A 16,959-nucleotide genomic window follows, 5' to 3' on the forward strand; every position below is an offset into this window, starting at 1 on the left:
AGTGCGTTAGGGATACGTCTGTCCCATCGGACGCCGCCGCCGGGAACTGAGTGACCGCACGCCCGCCGGGCCGGGCCCGATCCCGCCTCCAGGGGTGAACACCGGCCGCCACTGGCCGCCGTTGTTGCGTTCCGCTAAAGCGGATCTATCGACGCGATTAATGGCAGATTCGACAACCTTGTCTTGTCGTCGACCGTGGGCGATAGTGGGACCGCTCGCGTCGACGAAATCATCGACAATGAGCCGTTTTTTTGAATGACAAATTCGGGGGCGTGCGTGGAAAACGGCGTTGGTGTGGCGAGAAATTCGACCAGTGCGGTCGATATCTCATCTCCGGTCTCCTCGTCCACGCGCCTCGATTCGCTGACCGGGCTGCGTGGCTTGACGTCCACCTGGATCTATGTCTTTCACTTCTTTACTTTTCGGTTCGTGCTCGATCAGAGCCACCACCTCCAATTCGTGCAACTCGACCGGCCGCGGTTTCTCACGATGGCCGGCAACATGGCGCTGTCCAGCTTCTTCGTGCTGAGCGGTTTTGTGCTCACACTGACCACCAGTCCGCGAACCAGCCTGATGAACTTCTGCGCCAAACGCGTCGGGAAGCTCTATCCCATTTATTTCGTTACGTCGGCCCTGGCCATAGTTGCGATCCTTCTCATCGGCATGCCGATCACCGGCGAGAACATCGCCCTGCACCTGACGCTGCTCCAGTCCTGGGTGCCCTTCCAGGACATCTACCACGGCGTCAACCCGGTGACCTGGTCACTGAGTACCGAGGCGTTCTTCTACGTGCTGTTCCCGTTGTCCCTGTTCCTCTTCCGGCGGTTGTCCACCCGGGCCCTGGTGATCCTGATGGGCGTTGCGATCTTCCTGGAGTTCGCCCTCCCGCTGTATGCCGCCCGCTACTTCACGGTGCGCTCCGGCGGCGATCACTCGGCGTTCCTGACGTCCGGCAACAACGGCGGCGACCTGGTCTACTGGTTCACCCTCGCCTGCCCGCCGTACCGATTCCTGGAATTCGCCGTGGGGATGATGTGCTGCCTGCTCCTGCGGCGCCGGGTGGTGCCGGTGGTGCGCCAGCGATGGGCGTGGACACTGGTGGCGATCGGCTATCTGGCCGGCACTTTCGCTCCCGGGCCGTGGCAGCGCACGTCCGTCGGGCTTATCCCGCTGGCCGTGCTCCTGATCGCCCTGGCCCAGGCCGATCTCGCCGAACGCGCCTGTTTCCTGCGGATGCGGATGTTCGTCCGCCTCGGCGACCTGTCCTACGGGCTCTATGCGATCCAGTTGCTGGTCCTGCTGCCCAGCTACCCGTTCCTCTTGCGCGGGCTCTCGGCCGGGCTGGGCATCGACGAGCAGGTGCTCGGGCGCGCGCCCTGGAACCTCGTCTTCCTGGTGGCGTACTTCCTGCTCATCGTCGCCTTGGCGATGCCGCTGCACCGGTACGTCGAGGTGCCGGCCTATGAGTTCGCGCGCAAGTTGTTCCGCGACCGTCCCGCCTCGCCGACGTTCGCCGCCGAGCGGGCGGAGACGCCGGATCGGGCCGCGCCGTGAAGATCGCCGTGATCGGCTCCGGCGTTTCCGGCATCGCAGCGGTTCGCGAGATCGGCGCCGAGGTTCCGGGCGCCCACGTCACCTGGCTGTCCGCGGACACCGAAGCCGGAGGTCTGTGGAACGCGTCGTCGACCTGCGCCCGGGTCTACGACTCCCTGTTTCTCAACACGTCGCGGCGGCAGAGCACATTCCACGGCACCCGCATCCCGGTGGATCCATGGATCGAATTCGTGCACCACTCGATCTACGCGACCTATCTGGCCGAGGTGGCGGCCGATTGCCGCGGTGTGGACCGGCGATGGGGGCATCGGGTGACATCGGTGTCGCGGCATGCCGACGGTGGTTGGCGGGTCGCCTGGCGGGACGCGGACGGCCATGCCGACGCCGCGTGCTTCGCGGCCGTGATCGACGCGACCGGTCGCAACGCCGAGCCGCGATGGCCCGGCGTCGCCGTCGACCCCGAACCGTCGTACGAGTATCGGCATTCGGCGGCATATCGCAACGCGGCGCCTTATCGGGGCCGGAATGTGCTGGTGGTGGGCAACGGGGCCTCCGCCGTGGACATCGCCTGCGAACTGGTCGGCGTGGCGTCCGGGGTCACCGTCAGCGTGCGTACCCCGAAGTGGCACCTGCCCAAGATGATGTTCGGGCGGCCGGTGGACCGGTCCGCCGAGGGCTTGCTCGGCCGGTTCCCCGGGGCGCGTCGCCTCACCGCGGCCGTCGCCGAGTTCGTGGTCCGAAAGGTGCTCGGGCCCTACCCCACGTACGGTCTCGGGGTCCCGCCGTCGCCGCTGGCGGCGTCCACACCGGTGCTCAACGACCACTTCCTGGGTGACCTCAGCCACGGGCGGATCGCGGTGCGGGGACCGGTGGTCGAACTCGGACGGACCGCGGTGCGTTTCGCCGACGGCGAGGCGGCCTTCGACGCCGTCATCGCCGCTACCGGATTTCGCGAACGGGCCGTTCACCTGCCCGGCGACGTGCAGGAACTGCTCGGCACCGGAGGGCTCGGGCTGGCCCTGGAAGCGCCGGGGCGGCCAGCTCTCTTCCTCATGAACCGGTTCCGCTGCGGCGACGCCGCGGTGCGATGCGCCGAGGTGCAGGCCGCCGCGATCGGCCGGGCCCTGCGGCGCGGCCAGGCGCTCCGGCCGGGTCCGCTGCCGCGGCCGGTGGCGCCCGGCGCCCGGATCACCGCGGGCGTCCTGCGCGGCGCGTACGCCGCATATCAGTGAGAGAACAGATCGAGAGGTGGGAAGATGACGATCGACTCCGAAACCCCCGCGCTGCCACCGCTGCCGCACGGCGCACCCGACGGTTGCCCGTACGCACCAGCGCCGGCGATGGCCGACCTGCGTGATGCCTCGGGCGGACTGACCAAGGTCCGGCTCCCCGACGGCACGTGGACCTGGCTGGCCACCGGCTACGACCGGGTCCGCGAGATCATCGCCCACCCCGCCTTCAGTTCCAGCCCGCAGTCTCCCGGCTTCCCGAGCTGGAACCTGCCCGGTGGTCTGGATCTGCCGCTCAACATGACCCAGGCGGACCCGCCGGTGCACACGCGGATGCGGCGCATGGCCGGTGGCGAGTTCAGTGTGCGGCGGATCGCTGAGCTCCGCCCGGACATCATGCGCATCACCGACGAGCGGTGCGCGCACATCGAGTCCTTGCCGCAGCCGTTCGACTTCGTGGACAACTTCGCCACGCCGATCCCGGCCACCGTGATCTGCCTGATGCTCGGGGTGCCGCAGGACGAGTACGACTACTTCGTGCGGCGGATCCGGCTGGTGCTCGCCCACGACGACCTCGACTCCGACCAACGTCAGCAGGCCAAACTCGACCTGCTGCAGTACATGTTGCGGCTGATCGAGGTGAAGCGGGAGGCACCGGACGGCCGGCTGCTGAGCAAGCTGATCATCGAAAACCCGGAATTGGACCCGGTCGAGCTGGTCTCCTATGCCTCGTCGCTGCTGCTTGCCGGCTTCGCGACGACGGCGCACATGATCGAGCTCAGTACCCTGACGATGATCGAACAGCCGGAACTGGCCGCACGCATCCGGGCCGACCCGGACATGATTCCGGACGTCGTCGAGGAACTGCTCCGGTTCCACTCGGTGGTGCGCGACTCGCCGCGGCGGGCGGCTCTCGCCGACGTCGAGTTCGGCGATGTCACCATCCGGGCGGGTGAGGGTGTGATCGCCTCCGTCCAGGCCGCGAACTGGGATCCGACGGCGTTCCCGGATCCGGAACGGGTCGACGTCGACCGCCCACACGAGCGGCGCAACCTGGCATTCGGGCACGGCATCCACGCCTGCATCGGCGCCATGCTGGCCAAGGCCGAGTTGGAGATCGTGCTGGAACGGATCGTCACCCGATATCCGGCGATCTCGTTGGCCGTGCCGCTCGCCGACGTGCGTTTCCGGACGACCACCCACCTGCACGGCTGCTACGAGCTGCCGGTCGATCTCAACCTGGGCGGGCCGTCCGGACGGTGATCGGTATCCGTCGCGTTCGGACGGTCATCGGGGAAGCGCCCGGACCGCCCATCGGGCACAACGGCATCCGTCACCCTGTTATCAAGTCGCCACTCCGCGTATGATCCTGCTTCATAGATCGCGGAGTGCCATCGGGGGAGGCGGCGATTTGGTGGAGCAGACGTATGCCCAAAACGGCGAACGGGACAGTCAGCGCCGAGTGGGGATGAGGCTTCTCGGACCCTTTGAAGTCGTCGGGCCGGACGGCCAGACGATCACCCCGCGTCCTGCGAAGATGCGCACCCTGCTGGTCCTGTTGTGCGCCCACGCCGACACGGTGGTCTCCACGGCGCAACTGGAGGCGGCACTATGGACGGATTGCCGGCCGCGCACCGCGGCCACCGCCCTGCACGTCTATGTGTCACGGGTCCGGAAACACTTGGAAGGGCACGGGGCCGAGCCGGTTGGCATCGCCACCCGCTGCGCCGGGTACGTCCTGGAGAGCGCCGTGTACGACCTCGACCATCAGCGGCTGCGGCACCTGGTGCAGCGTGCCGAGCGGGCGGAGGCGCTGGGAGCGGTCACCGAAGCGGTCGACATCCTTCAGGAGGCCACCGCCCTGCGCCGCGGTTCGGCCCTCGCCGATTTCCGTGATGTGCGGGTGCTCAACTCGGTCGGACGGCAACTGGACGAGCAGTTCCTGGTGGCGTACGAGCGAAAGGCCGAACTGCAGATGCGGCTGCTCAGGCATGCCCAGCTCATTCCGGAACTCTACGCCGTGGCCGCGGAGTACCCGACCCACGAACGTCTCCACCAGCTTCTCATGCTGTGTTTTTACCGCGCGGGGCGCACGGCCGAGGCGTTGTCGGTCTACGCGCAGTTGCGTGAGCATCTGGTGGATGCCGTGGGTCTTGAGCCGAGCGCCCGATCACAGCGCCTGCAGCAGCGCATCCTGCACTTCGACACGATACTCGACGAGTCGAGCGCGCTGGTGATCTAGGCCGGCCCCTATGCGTCCGGTGTCTGCTCGCCCGAGCGAGTCGCGTAGACGTCCATGATCTCCTGTCCGGAGAGTTTCGCGATCCGGCCCATGATGTCGTCGGTGATCTCCCGCAACTTCTTGGCGTTGTGCCCGATGGTCTCGGCATGTCCGTAGAAGACCGGTTCGCCGATCCGCACCGTCACCGTCCCCCCGGGATGGGGGAACGCGGTGCCGATCGGCTGCACGTGATTGGTCCCGACCAGACCAACCGGCACCACGGGCGCCCCGGTCATCAGGGCCAGCCGGGTGACACCCGTCTTCCCGCGATAGAGCCTGCCGTCCGGCGAACGGGTGCCCTCGGGGAAGATGCCGAAGACGTTGCCGTCCATGATCACCTTTCGGGCCTGCTCCAAGCCGGCAAGCGCCGCCCGGCCGCCGCTGCGCTCGATCGGGATCTGGCCGACCGACCGCATGAACACACCGCGGAAACGGCCCTTGAGCCCGCCTTGCAGGAAGTAGTCCGACTTGGCCATGAAGAACACCAGCCGCGGGCAGGCCACCGGGAGGAACAAGTGATCCGAAACTGATAGGTGATTGGCCGCCAGGATGACGGGTCCGGTCTTCGGGACGTTCTCCCTGCCGGTGACCCGCAGTCTCCAGAATGCGTGCAGTGTCGGAACGGCGAGGGCGCGCAGGCCCGTGTAGATGAGAGACAACAGTGCCTTTCCGATCCTTCTCACGCCGCCCGCGGCGGCCAAACGTCTCAGCAACGACCCCTTCCACGGCCGGAAGTGACCGCGGTCATCATAGAGGTTGGGTCGGCGGGGGCGGGGTCCTCATTGTCGCGCGCGGCGGCATCATGCCCGCCGGTCCCCGGGTCTCAGTACACCAGTCCACCGTCCGCCCGGATCACCACGGCGTTGATGTAGTCCGCGTCGGCGCTGGCCAGGAACGCCGCCGTGGCCGCGATCCGCTCCCCGGACCCGATGCCGAGCATGGACCGCTCGGCCTTCTCCCGTACGATCCGGGGGTCCAGCGCCTCGCCCAGGCCGGTGTCCAGCAGGCCCGGTGCAAGAACCACCGTGCGCACGCCGTACCCGCGGTACTCCTGGGCCACCGTCGCGGAGAGACCGTGCAGTCCCGCCTTGCTCGCGGCGTAGGCGGCCTGCCCGGCGTTGCCCAGGATCGCGGCTCCGGACGACAGATACACGATGCGGCCGTACCGCTGGCGCATCATGACCCGAACGGCGTACTTGGAGAGCAGGAACGCGCCGCGCAGATTCACCCGGTGGACCTCGTCCCAGTCCTCGACCGGCATCCGCACCAAGAGCTGGTCCCGGGCGATTCCGGCGTTGTGGATCAGGGCGTCGAGCCGGCCCAGTCCGCGCGCGGTGGCCACCAGATCGGCGGCGGTCTCCTCCACCGCGATGTCGCCCTGGTGCAGCACCAACTCCGGGTGTTTCTCGGCGAGCTGGTCCAGGTCCGGCGACGGCGTGCGGTAGTTGGCCACCACGCGCGCGCCGCGGTCCAGCAGCGTACCGGCGATCTGCAATCCCAGACCGCGCCCCGCGCCGGTCAGCGCGACGACCCGGCCGGCGAGGCTGTCCCGGCCGGTCATGCGGCCGGCACCGGGGCATCGAGGTGGGCGTTGGTCGCCGGCGCGGCGAACAGGTGGGCGACCACTTCGCGGAGATGGCGCGGCCACAGCGGTTGTGGACTGGTGCGCCGCGCGAAACGGAGCGCGCCGGTCGCATCGTCGAGCAACAGACCAAGAACCAGCAGCCGTGGTCGTGCGGCGAGCACTCCCGAGCTGGCGGCCAGAAATTCGAGCCCGCGCGCCCGCAGCGGCCCGGGAAGCCAGTCGAGCACGTCAACGGTGACGTCCAGCGGATCCGGGCCCGGTGCCGAGCCGTCGCACTCGTCGCGGAACACCGCCGTCGACACCGGTCCGCCGAGAATCACCAGTACCGGATCGCCCGCGTCGATGCGCGCGCACACCCGGTCGCGCTCGACCGCGTCGGGCCAGACACCGGTCATCTGCCATCGTCCGGTCTCCCTTCGTCGCCAGCGCAATCGCGCGCTGCCCTCGACGATGACCAGACAGCCGTCCAGGTCGATTTCGGCCTCGTTCGCCGTCATCGGCGTTCACCCCTCGCTTCGGCGTCGTGATGTGCGGGCCCGGGCTGCCCCACCTGTTCGTGACATGCCGCCCAGAAGGTCTCCAGCCACGTCAGGACGTCCCGCATGACGTAGTGGTCGCGCCCCGGGCGCAGGGCGGACAGCAGGAACGAGCGCCGTCCCTCGGCCGCCGGGCCGAGCACGGTCAGCCGTGTCTCCGGCATGCCGTCGGCCCGGACCGGGTGCGCCTCGTCGGTCAGGTCGAGGCCGCCCGGCGCGAAGGCGGTGCCGTCCGCGCCCAGGTTGCGCCACCTCCGCACGAGCCCGCGGGCGGCGAGCGAACGAAACAGCGGCCGCTCGTCCAAATCCGGGTCGAAGGGGTGGATGCGGGCGTCCACCAGGACGTCAACGGTGCGGCTCGCGCCGGTGAGCGGGCCGATGATGCGGAATCCGCCGGTGGTCTCGTCGCCGTCGGCGCGGGCCTGCGGACCGGTGCCGACGTCCACGATCCCGCTGCGCACCAGGGCGGTGATCCGCGCCATCACCTCCGGCGCCGCGCCGTTGGCCAGCCTGTTGTGATGGCGCGGATACCGGGCCAGGAAGGTGCGATGCGAGGGCGGGGTGAGGCCGCCGTCATCGACCGCGTACGAGATGACGCCTCGCAGATCGCGCCACACACCGTCGGCGGCTGCCTTGTGCGGGTTGTCGAGGTTGCCCTGGTTCGCCCAGCGCAAGTCCTGTTCCATGAAGGACCGCACGCGTGCCGCGTACCGCTGCGGGCCGGGCCGGTCGTCGGTCGTGATCGGGGCGCACGTGCGAGTCCAGTCGAAGCGATTTCCCGCCACCGAGGGCACCAGCCCGGTGGGTACCGGCCATTCGGAGGCTGCGGCGGCCAGCGCGGCCGGGTCGTCCAGCAGACCGGCGAGCTGGGTGGCGGCGTCGTCGCCGTGCACCACGCGTACCCATCGGGCCAGCGCACCGGCCACCGGCCATCTGGTCGTCCGGTGCCCGGCTTCGGCGAGGCTCCGCCGGCCCGCCAGCACGTCGGTCAGCGTGCCGGCGATCTCGTCGACTGCCTGCTCCAGCGGAGCGATCAGGTCGCCGTCGGTGGACGCGCCGGCCAGGAATGCCTCGTACGCCGGGCGTGCGCGGGCCGCTAGGTGACGCCCGGTGCGCGCCCCGAACAGGGTCGTGTAGTGCACGTGTGCCATTTCCAGCAGGACCACCGGCAGGAGGTGCGCATCGAAGTCCAACTGCCGGATCCGGCGGCCGGGCGCGGCCACGCCGACGGACGCGCGCAGCCGATCCACCGCCGCCGTGGTCAGAAAGGTGCCTCGATGCTCCTGGCCGGCGTCGCGCTTGTGGTTGTCCGGGCGGGTGAAGGTGAACACCCCGGCCGGGCTGCCTGCCACGATCACCGCCGGCTCCGCCCCGCTCGGACGATAGACCAGCCGGTCGTCGCGGCCCGGTTCGAAGGTTCCACCGCGCCCCTCGGTGAGATGCAGGATCACGTCGATCGCGGTGAGGCCCATGCCCAGGCAGCCCACGCTGCACCCGGGCGGGGCCTCGGCCGGGGAGAGCGTGACCTCCAACGGATATGCGTACGGGACGTAAGGCACCCGGTGCCGTGCGGCGAACGCCGCGACGCTGCGCCCGGCGCGCGACCGCCACGGGTCGTGCGGCGAATGGCCGGTGACCAGCAGCACGCGGTCGGCCGGATAGTGTCGGCCGTCGGCGGTGCACACGATGAGTTCGGCGCCGTCGTCCCGGATGTCGACGACCTCGCCGCCGACGAGATCGACCCGCGCATCCGGGCGGGCCTCAAGTTCGGCCACGAACCGGGCGAACATGTCGGACAGTGCGGCGCCGTGCACGTACCGCCGCGGCCAGTCCGTGGGGGACAGGTCGAGGTCGGGGTGTCCGCTACGGGCGTGCTGCTCACGGCACCACTCGTACAGGGTCGGCCGCTGTTCCGGGGCGCGCAACGGACGGGCGCCCCGCATGGTCTCGTCGGCCGCGAGGCCGACCTGCGCACAGGTGCGGTTGAGAAAACTGGTCCGGCTCTGCCGAGCGCTGTGCACCGCCCCGGCACCGAACTCGCCGGTCCGCTCGAACACGCGCACATGCAGTTGCCCGCCGCCGATCCGGTCGGCGGTGGCGGCGAGCCGCTCCAGCGCATAGGTGGCACGCGGGCCGCCGCCGACGATCGCCAGCCGGACGGTTGGACGCCCCGCCGCCCCCGGCGCGGCGAACGTGGGATGCACGGTGGTCATCGACATCGGATCACCTCGTTTCTCCGGTCGGGGCCGATGCGACGAGCGCACCCAGCCGTTCCAGGAAGCAGTCCACGTCGGCGGCGGTCATCGTGCCCATGGTGGAGAGCCGCAGGTGACCGTCGGCCAACGACTCCTGCGCCGGGTAGACGACGAATCCGGCCCGCCGCATGCCGTCGTGGACGGTGGCGAACGAGATCCCGACCGGCAGCGCCGCGGCGGTCAGGCTTACCGCGCGATCGTCGCGGTCGAGCAGGAGCCGGAAACCCAGCCGCACGAGACCGGCGCGGAGCCGTTCGGCCAGCCGCGCATAGCGGGCTCCGCGGGCCGCCACGCCCTCGTCCAGGGCGAGCCCGAGGGCGACGTCGAAGGCGTAGAAGGCCGGTACCGCCGGGGTGAAGGCGGGGGCGCCGGCTGTCTCCTGCGCGGCGTAGTGCCGATGCAGATCCAGGGAGTAGCCCCGTCGGGGCAGAGTTTCCAGGTCGGCGAATCCGGCGCGACTGCCGCAGACGAAGCTCAGACCGGGCATGCCCTCCAGGCACTTGTTCGCCGAGCCGGCGAGCCAGTCGATGCCGTCCGTCCGCAGGCCGAGCGGCTCGGCGCCGACGCTGCTGACCGCGTCCACGATCACCTGACGGTCGTGCCGGTGCGCTTGGGCGGCGACGGCCCGCACGTCGTTGCGCATGCCCGTGCTGGTCTCGTGGTGGACGATCAGCACGTGGCTGAGCCGTTCATCGGCGGCCAGTTCCCGGCCGATCATGTCCGGGTCGATGCGTGTGCCCCAACCGAGTTCCAGAAGGCGACGGGGAATCCCGTACGCCTGGGCGATGTCGTGCATCCGACGCCCGTAGTGGCCGTTGTCCACCACCAGCACGCCGCGGCCCGGCGGTACCGCCGAGCTGATGGCCGCCTCCACCGCAGCGGTTCCGGAGCCGGTGAGCACCACCGCGGCGTGGTCGTCGTCGCCGCCGCAGATCCGCGTCACCCGGTCCCGGACACGGTCCAGCAGCTCGGTGAACTCGACCTCGCGATGGCATATGTCCGGGCCCGTCAGGGCGGCGCGCACCCGCTCGTCGGCGTTCACCGGACCCGGGTTCATCAGGATCTGCCGCGGAGGGCGAACGGTCTCAGTGCTCATCGTGCTGCCCCTGCCGTACGGGCCGCCGCCGACCGGTGTGCGGACGTGCCGTCGGCAACGGGTGGCATGTCGGCTACGGCGGCGCGGAATCGAGCCGCGGATGCCGGTGGTGCCAACGCGGGCCGGCCCAGCCCCGGATGCGAGCCGGGCACGATGGGTATCCGGATGAGCCGTGGGCCATCCGCGCGCACGGCACGGCGCACCGCCGCGCGGATGGCCGGACCCTCGGACACGCTCGCCGCGTCGTGGTAGCCGCAGGCGCGCGCGACGCCCGGCAGATCGACCGAGCCGGACATGGTCGGCTGGCCGCCGGTCGACTCGTACGACTCGTTGTCGAGCACGATGTGCAGCAGGTTGGCGGGGGCGTGCCCGCCGATGCCGGCCATCGCCTCCAGGCGCATGAGCGCGGCTCCGTCGCCGTCCAACACCACGACCCGCCGGTGCGGGGCGTGCAGCGCCAGGCCGAGCGCGACGCTCGACGCGCACCCCATCGAACCGACCACATAGAGGTTGCCCGGCCGGTCGCGGTCACGTTCCAGTTCCCGGGCCGTCTTGCCGGTGGTCGCCACGACCAGCACGCTGTCGTCCAGCGCGGACATCACGTGACCGATCGCCGCGGCGCGTCGTAGCGTGGCTCCGGCGACGCTCCGGTCGTCCGCGCCCGGCTCGGGCGCGACCGAGCCCTTCGGCACCACCAGCGCGAACGGTCGGCCGGTGATTTCCATGTGCCGTCGTGCGCCGGCGATCGTGGCGGCGAACGCATCCGGATCGGGCCGGAGCACCTCGTTCCGGATCTCCATCGCGTCCAGCAGATCGCCGGTGATCCGGCCCATCAGCTCATGCTGCGGCTCATCCGGGCGCCCCGGTTCACCGCGCCAAGTGACAAGCAACAGGACCGGGACCCGGAGGGTGTGGCACAGCGAGGTGAGCGGGTTCACGGCGTTGCCCAGACCGGAATTCTGCAGGAGCACCACCGGCAGCCGCCCGGCGAGCCGGGCACCCACCGCAACCGCTACGGCCTCGCCCTCGTTACCGCTGATCAGGTACTGGTCTGGCCGATGACGCTGAAGATGGCTGATCACCGGACCGAGGAATGAGCAGGGCACCCCGGTGAACGGCCCGAAGCCCTCGTCCAGCAGCGTGCCGACGATCGTTGCGGCGTCCAGCCGGGCGGCGGGTGCCACCTACGCCTCGTCACGGGTGAGGAGCGCGGAGACCCGGCGCAGGTCGTCGGCGGTGCGCAGCTCGGCCCACCCGGAGGCGATCTCGACCGCGTGTACCGGCCAGCCTGCCGCGACCAAGTCGGCGAGCAGTTCGGCGAGCGTGGCGCAGGGGTGACCGCCCGCCCGCCGAGCGACCGCGGCGTCGTGCAACGCGGCGAAGCCCTTCGCCGACAGCACCGCAGCGCCGGCGAACTCGGCGTCGGCCTCCGCATCGGGCACACCGAGGGCGGTGAGCCGCGGAACACCGTCGCCGCAGATCCGTCGCCCGTTCGTACCCCAGGAGTCGAGCGTGACTCCGCAGGCGTCCGGCGCCCGGTGTCCGGGCCCCGGCACGCCGACGTCGACGAGGACAGCGATGTCCGAGGGCTCGGCGAGGAGTTGTCGCAGCGGTCCCGGGTCGAACAGGACGTCGGACGCTGTCACGACGGTCCGGCCGGAGAATTGGGTGCCGAGGGACGCGAGAGCCTCGGCGGTGTCCGCGGGACACCGGGTCACGCCCGCCGCTGCCGCGCCCGCCACGTCCGCGCACGCGCTGATGTCCTGGACGTCGGCCCGCCGCAGCGCACCGGCCTGTCGCTCCAGGACGGTGGACCCGGCGATGGTGATGCTCGCCGGACTGCCCGGAACACCGAGGGGCGGTGCGGTCCTCGCCCCGCTCACCATGACGGCGCGTACCTGCTGGCCCCGCCGGTGCAGGAAGCGGTCCTCCTGCTCCTGGAGGCGGGCGACGCCCTGCAGATCGAAGACCGTCGACAGCGGCGCGATGCTGGGCTCGATCTCGGTGGTGCGCCCGTCGCGCAGGATGGCCGCGAAGGTTTCGCTGACGGCCGCGATGCTGGCCCGGAGACCCTGGTTCGCGTAGATCACCATGCGGGCGCCGGCTCGGTGCAGTTCGTCGGCGGTGACCGTGTGATAAGTGGTGGGCACCACAACCACGGGCACGGGCAGGCGCCAGCGCTGGAGGAACGTCATGATCGGTTCGGGGCTGTCGCCCTTGGCGTGGATGAGCACGGCATCGGCGCCGGCTTCCACATAGGCGTGCCCACGGCGTAGCGCTTCGGCCATGCCCCACCCGGCGATCAGCGCCTCGATGCGGGCGATGACCATCAGGTCGGGATGGCTCTGTGCGGCCTTGGCGGCGGCGATCTTTCCGGCGAATTCGTCGATCGGCACGAGTTCCTGGCGGCCGGGCACGAAGCTGTTCAGCTTGGGGAAGGGTTTGTCCTCGATGGACACCGCGGCGATGCCCGCGGCCTCATACTGGCGCACCATGTGCATCACGTTGTTGGCGTTGCCGTAACCAGCATCGCAGTCCGCGACGACCGGCAGATCCACCGCCATGGCCATGGACCGCGCGACGGCGAGCAACTCGCTCATGGTGAGGATGTCGGCGTCCGGAACGCCGTGTGAGGCGGAGATCTCCAGCCCGCTCGACCAGACGCCGTCGAAGCCGGCGCGTTCGGCCAGACGCGCGCCGAGGGGGTTGTGCGCACCTGCGATGCGAACCGGTCCGGGACGGTCGAACGCCTGACGGAGCCGGGCGGCGCCGCGAATGGACGGCACAGTGCGACCGCCAGCGTGCTCGATGCGACCGCCAGCGTGCTCGATGGTGTACGTCAAGACACATTCCTCCGTTGCCGGCTGAGGGCAAGCCCGGCTTACCCACGTCGGCATGCCGAGAGTTCGCACGAGGCGAACGGATTTGCGGACCGACGGTAAACGGCGGCATTCCGGATCCGCCAGCGCCTGCGCGCAAATTTAGCGGAGATGCAAAGTTTGTGAACGGTCTGATTTAGCGGCCATTTAGGAGCGTTTCAGAGGGAGCCCTAAATGCGCTGCTAGCATCGAGGCCGCCGAATTGACGAGCGGAGTCCCGCCTCCTCGCGAACAGGGAAGTTCCTCGTCGAGTCGTGCTCGGTGCAGGGAGGTATTCATTTGTTGCGGAGATTCGCGCGGTTCGCGGTTTCCACTCTGGTGAGGGTGGTGTGCCGTCCTCGGGTGTCGGGAACGCGCCACATTCCAACGGCTGGGCCGTGCATCATCGCGGCCAATCACTTGTCTTTTTCCGACCATGTTTTTATTTCTCTGGCGACGCGGCGTCCGGTGGTCTTCATCGGCAAAGCCGAGCGCCTCGCCGGGGGAGGGCTCAAGGGCCGCTTGGGGGCGGCGTTCTTCCGTGCCATCGAGATCGTTCCGGTGGAGCGTGACGGTGGCCGGCGAGCAACGGCCGCCCTGGACGCCGCGCGGTCGGTGCTCGACGAGGGCCGGATCTTCGGCATCCATCCGGAGGGCACCCGCTCGCCGGACGGTCGGGTGCACAAGGGCCGTACCGGCGTCGGTTTCCTGGCGCTCGCCACCGGGGTGCCGGTGGTTCCGTGCGGCCTTGCGGGGACGGACCGGGTGCAGCCGCTGGGCAGCACGATGCCCCGGCCCGCCCGCTTCGCCATGCGGTTCGGCGCGCCGATGACCTTCACCGGTTCGGAGACCGATCCGCGGCTGCGTCGCACGGTCACCGACCAGATCATGCACGAGATTCAGCGGCTGTCCGGCCTCGACTACGTCGACCGGTACGGATCCGTGGACAAGACGGCACCCGTCGAGACCTCGACGAGAATCGGAGGCTGACTCATGTGGGAACAGTTGCTCGATCGGCTGCATGATCCGGCCGTTTATGCGCTGCCGGCGATCGCGCTGCTCATCGTGATCGAGATCATCGCCACCTATCTGGACGACGACGTCAAGGGCTACGACCGGCGAGACCTGAAGGCCAACGTGCTGACCGGGCTGGGCGCATTGGTGGTGTCCACCGTGATGCGCACCGCCGCGCTGGCGCTCTACGCCCTGGTGTGGGTCTACGTCGCGCCCTGGCATCTGGACCCGGGGGCCTGGTACACCTGGGTCCTCCTCTTCTTCGGCGTCGACATCCTGCTGTACTGGTACCACCGCATGGCGCACCGCGTCCGCCTGATGTGGGCCGGCCACCAGGTGCACCATTCGAGCGAGTACCTGAACATCTCGGTGGCGCTGCGGCGCAAGTGGGCGCAGTGGTTCGAAAAGATCATCTGGTTGCCGCTGCCCTTGCTCGGTGTGCCACCGTGGATGGTCTTCACCATGCACTCCCTGCATTTGGTGTACGGCCTCTTCGTGCACACCGAGAAGATCGGCAAGCTGCCCCGGCCAATCGAGTTGGTGCTCGTCACGCCGTCACACCACCGGGTGCATCACGGCAGCGATGCGGAATACCTGGACAAGAACTTCGCCAGCGTGATGATCATTTGGGATCGGCTCTTCGGCACCTTCCAACCGGAGATTCGACGGCCCGTGTACGGGCTCACCACGCAGATCGGGACGCACAGCATCTGGCGCATCCAAGTGCACGAATTCGCCGCCATGGTGCGTGACGTCCGGCGTGCCCGCACCTTCCGGCACCGCATGGGATACATCTTCGGACCGCCCGGATGGGAGCCCGCCGATGTGGACCGTCCCACCGTCGACGGCGCGCTGACAACCGCGCCGGCCGTCGTGAACTGACGGCGGCGGTCATATCGTGCGGGCCGAGATGTCCGTCCCGGCCGACACGGAGGCCGCCGACACCGGCCGCCTGCCGGAGCTAGGGGACCATGGTGGATACGAGATCAGCGGACGCGCGTGGCGACGACCGTACGGTGCCGGACGCCGGCCGACGCCCGGCGCTCCGCGGGCATCCCTGGCTGACGCTGATCGTGGTGTCGTGCGGGGCGATGATGGTCGCCCTGGACAGCATGGTGGTCACCGTGGCCCAGCCGGTGATTCAGCAGGAGCTGTCCGCCTCCCTTCCCCAGGTGCAGTGGGTCACCACCGGATACCTGCTCGCGGTGGCTGTCCTTCTGGTCGGCGCGGGAAAGCTCGGCGACCGGTTCGGCCACCGTCGGATGTTCCTGATCGGGGTCACCGGTTTCACCATCACCTCGGTCCTGATCGGACTGTCCGGGACGATCGCCCTGGTCATTGCGCTGCGCGTGGTGCAGGGGCTGTTCGGCGCCGTCCTGCAGCCGGCGACGCTCGCCCTGCTGAGGGTGGCGTTCCCGCCCGAGCGGCTGATGATGCCGATCGCCGTCCGCAGCGCGGTCCTGGGCGCCTCCACCGCGGCCGGCCCGATCCTGGGCGGCCTCGTCGTGGAGCATCTCAACTGGCAGGCGGCGTTCTTCCTGAACGTGCCGATCGGCGTCGTGACGGTGGCCATCGCGTTGCTGTTCGTGCGGGGGACGGGTCCCTCCGCGGTGCGGGCGCCGTTCGATCTGCCCGGGCTGCTGCTGCTGTCGACCACTCTGGCGGCGCTGCTGTGGGCCGTGACGAACGCACCCCAGCGGGGCTTCACCGGTCCGTGGATCGTCGCCGCGTTCGTCGTCGCCGCGCTGGTCGGCGCGCTGTTCCTGCGGCGCGAGCGACGGGCCGCCGACCCGCTGATGCCGCTGTCGCTGTTCCGCCTCCGACCGGTCGCGATCGGCGTCACCCTGATGGCGCTGATCTCCTTCGTGCTTTTCGGTGTGCCGTTCCTGCTCACCTTCTATCTGCAGAACGTGCTGGGGCTCACCCCCGCCCAATGCGGCATCCAGGTGCTCTGGCTGACCCTGGTGATGGTCGCCGGTGGCCCGATCGCCGGTTCGGTGATGTCCCGGACCGGTCCATGGATCCCGGTGGCGGTGGGCATGACGCTCACCGGCGTCGCCCTGCTGGGCGTGATGCGGCTCGGAGCGGGAGCGGACATCCACGCGCTGACCGTCTGGTTCGTCCTTCTGGGCGTCGGCTTCAGCCCCGTGGTCATCGGCGCCACCCGGATGATCATCGGTGGCGCGCCGGTGAGCGCCGCCGGGGTGGCCGGCGGCCTCCAGCAGACCGCCATGCAGATCGGCGGCAGCTTGGGCACGGCGGTCCTCGGCGCGGTCGTTGCCGCCCGCGTCGGCGCACTACTGCCGGACCGGTTGCACGCCGCCGGCCTGGTTGTCGCGGACCGGGCAGCGGCGGTCCAGCACGTCGCCGTCGGTGACCCGCCGACGGGAATCACCGGAGCCGGGGCCCGGCTCTTGAACACGATCGCGGACACGACCTTCGTCGACGGCATGGACACCGCGCTGGCCGTGACGGCGGTCCTGGCCTTCGCCGGAGCGCTCGCGGCGCTCGCCGGACGAAGCCCGTCCGGCTCCGAGAGCACCTAACCCCT

14 protein-coding genes are annotated in these 16,959 nt (G+C 69.8%); 7 read left to right on the top strand and 7 right to left on the bottom strand.

Annotated elements, in window-relative coordinates:
• The first annotated feature begins 255 nt into the window (after positions 1–255).
• The 4 genes from IEY73_RS10490 to IEY73_RS10505 all read left to right on the top strand — a co-directional run bounded on the left by IEY73_RS10490 (position 256) and on the right by IEY73_RS10505 (position 5,025).
• Complete coding sequence (locus IEY73_RS10490) at positions 256–1,554, top strand: acyltransferase family protein (protein ID WP_229715729.1); 1,299 nt, start codon at positions 256–258, stop codon at positions 1,552–1,554.
• Entirely contained in the window at positions 1,551–2,786 is a 1,236-nt protein-coding gene (locus tag IEY73_RS10495) for an NAD(P)-binding domain-containing protein (RefSeq protein WP_189078946.1), read from the top strand. Before IEY73_RS10490 ends, IEY73_RS10495 begins: the two co-directional genes overlap by 4 nt.
• Before the next feature lie 24 nt (positions 2,787–2,810).
• Positions 2,811–4,046: a cytochrome P450 gene (locus IEY73_RS10500; protein WP_189078947.1), complete on the top strand. Its 1,236-nt coding sequence runs from the start codon at positions 2,811–2,813 to the stop codon at positions 4,044–4,046.
• Between the two features lie 205 nt (positions 4,047–4,251).
• Complete coding sequence (locus IEY73_RS10505) at positions 4,252–5,025, top strand: AfsR/SARP family transcriptional regulator (RefSeq protein WP_189078948.1); 774 nt, start codon at positions 4,252–4,254, stop codon at positions 5,023–5,025.
• Positions 5,026–5,033: 8 nt separating this feature from the next.
• Here the strand turns inward: IEY73_RS10505 and IEY73_RS10510 are convergent, their stop codons facing one another.
• The 7 genes from IEY73_RS10510 to IEY73_RS10540 all read right to left on the bottom strand — a co-directional run bounded on the left by IEY73_RS10510 (position 5,034) and on the right by IEY73_RS10540 (position 13,379).
• Positions 5,034–5,747, bottom strand: a complete 714-nt coding sequence (locus IEY73_RS10510; RefSeq protein ID WP_373292766.1) for a lysophospholipid acyltransferase family protein — start codon at positions 5,745–5,747, stop codon at positions 5,034–5,036.
• A 140-nt stretch (positions 5,748–5,887) separates the two neighbouring features.
• Positions 5,888–6,625: an SDR family oxidoreductase gene (locus IEY73_RS10515; RefSeq protein ID WP_189078949.1), complete on the bottom strand. Its 738-nt coding sequence runs from the start codon at positions 6,623–6,625 to the stop codon at positions 5,888–5,890.
• Positions 6,622–7,146, bottom strand: coding sequence for a hypothetical protein (locus IEY73_RS10520; RefSeq protein WP_189078950.1), 525 nt, complete (start codon positions 7,144–7,146; stop codon positions 6,622–6,624). Before IEY73_RS10520 ends, IEY73_RS10515 begins: the two co-directional genes overlap by 4 nt.
• On the bottom strand, positions 7,143–9,404 hold the full coding sequence (locus IEY73_RS10525; RefSeq protein WP_229715731.1) for an FAD/NAD(P)-binding protein: 2,262 nt from the start codon (positions 9,402–9,404) through the stop codon (positions 7,143–7,145). The genes IEY73_RS10520 and IEY73_RS10525 overlap by 4 nt, the downstream gene beginning before the upstream one ends.
• Positions 9,405–9,408: 4 nt before the next feature.
• Positions 9,409–10,536, bottom strand: coding sequence for a pyridoxal-phosphate-dependent aminotransferase family protein (locus tag IEY73_RS10530; protein WP_189078951.1), 1,128 nt, complete (start codon positions 10,534–10,536; stop codon positions 9,409–9,411).
• Entirely contained in the window at positions 10,533–11,720 is a 1,188-nt protein-coding gene (gene aepY / locus IEY73_RS10535) for a phosphonopyruvate decarboxylase (RefSeq protein WP_229715732.1), read from the bottom strand. Before aepY ends, IEY73_RS10530 begins: the two co-directional genes overlap by 4 nt.
• The gene (locus IEY73_RS10540) at positions 11,721–13,379 is read right to left on the bottom strand and encodes an isocitrate lyase/phosphoenolpyruvate mutase family protein (protein WP_229715733.1); all 1,659 of its coding nucleotides are present in this window, start codon (positions 13,377–13,379) and stop codon (positions 11,721–11,723) included.
• 378 nt (positions 13,380–13,757) lie between these two features.
• On the opposite strand from IEY73_RS10540, the gene IEY73_RS10545 reads away from it, so the two are divergent.
• From IEY73_RS10545 to IEY73_RS10555, 3 genes are all read left to right on the top strand, one after another.
• Complete coding sequence (locus IEY73_RS10545) at positions 13,758–14,384, top strand: lysophospholipid acyltransferase family protein (RefSeq protein ID WP_229715734.1); 627 nt, start codon at positions 13,758–13,760, stop codon at positions 14,382–14,384.
• Positions 14,385–14,387: 3 nt separating this feature from the next.
• Positions 14,388–15,290, top strand: coding sequence for a sterol desaturase family protein (locus IEY73_RS10550; RefSeq protein ID WP_189078954.1), 903 nt, complete (start codon positions 14,388–14,390; stop codon positions 15,288–15,290).
• A 92-nt stretch (positions 15,291–15,382) separates the two neighbouring features.
• On the top strand, positions 15,383–16,954 hold the full coding sequence (locus tag IEY73_RS10555) for an MFS transporter (protein WP_189078955.1): 1,572 nt from the start codon (positions 15,383–15,385) through the stop codon (positions 16,952–16,954).
• The last annotated feature ends 5 nt before the right edge of the window (positions 16,955–16,959 follow it).

Source organism: Mangrovihabitans endophyticus (assembly GCF_014646155.1).
GTDB lineage: Bacteria > Actinomycetota > Actinomycetes > Mycobacteriales > Micromonosporaceae > Actinoplanes > Actinoplanes endophyticus.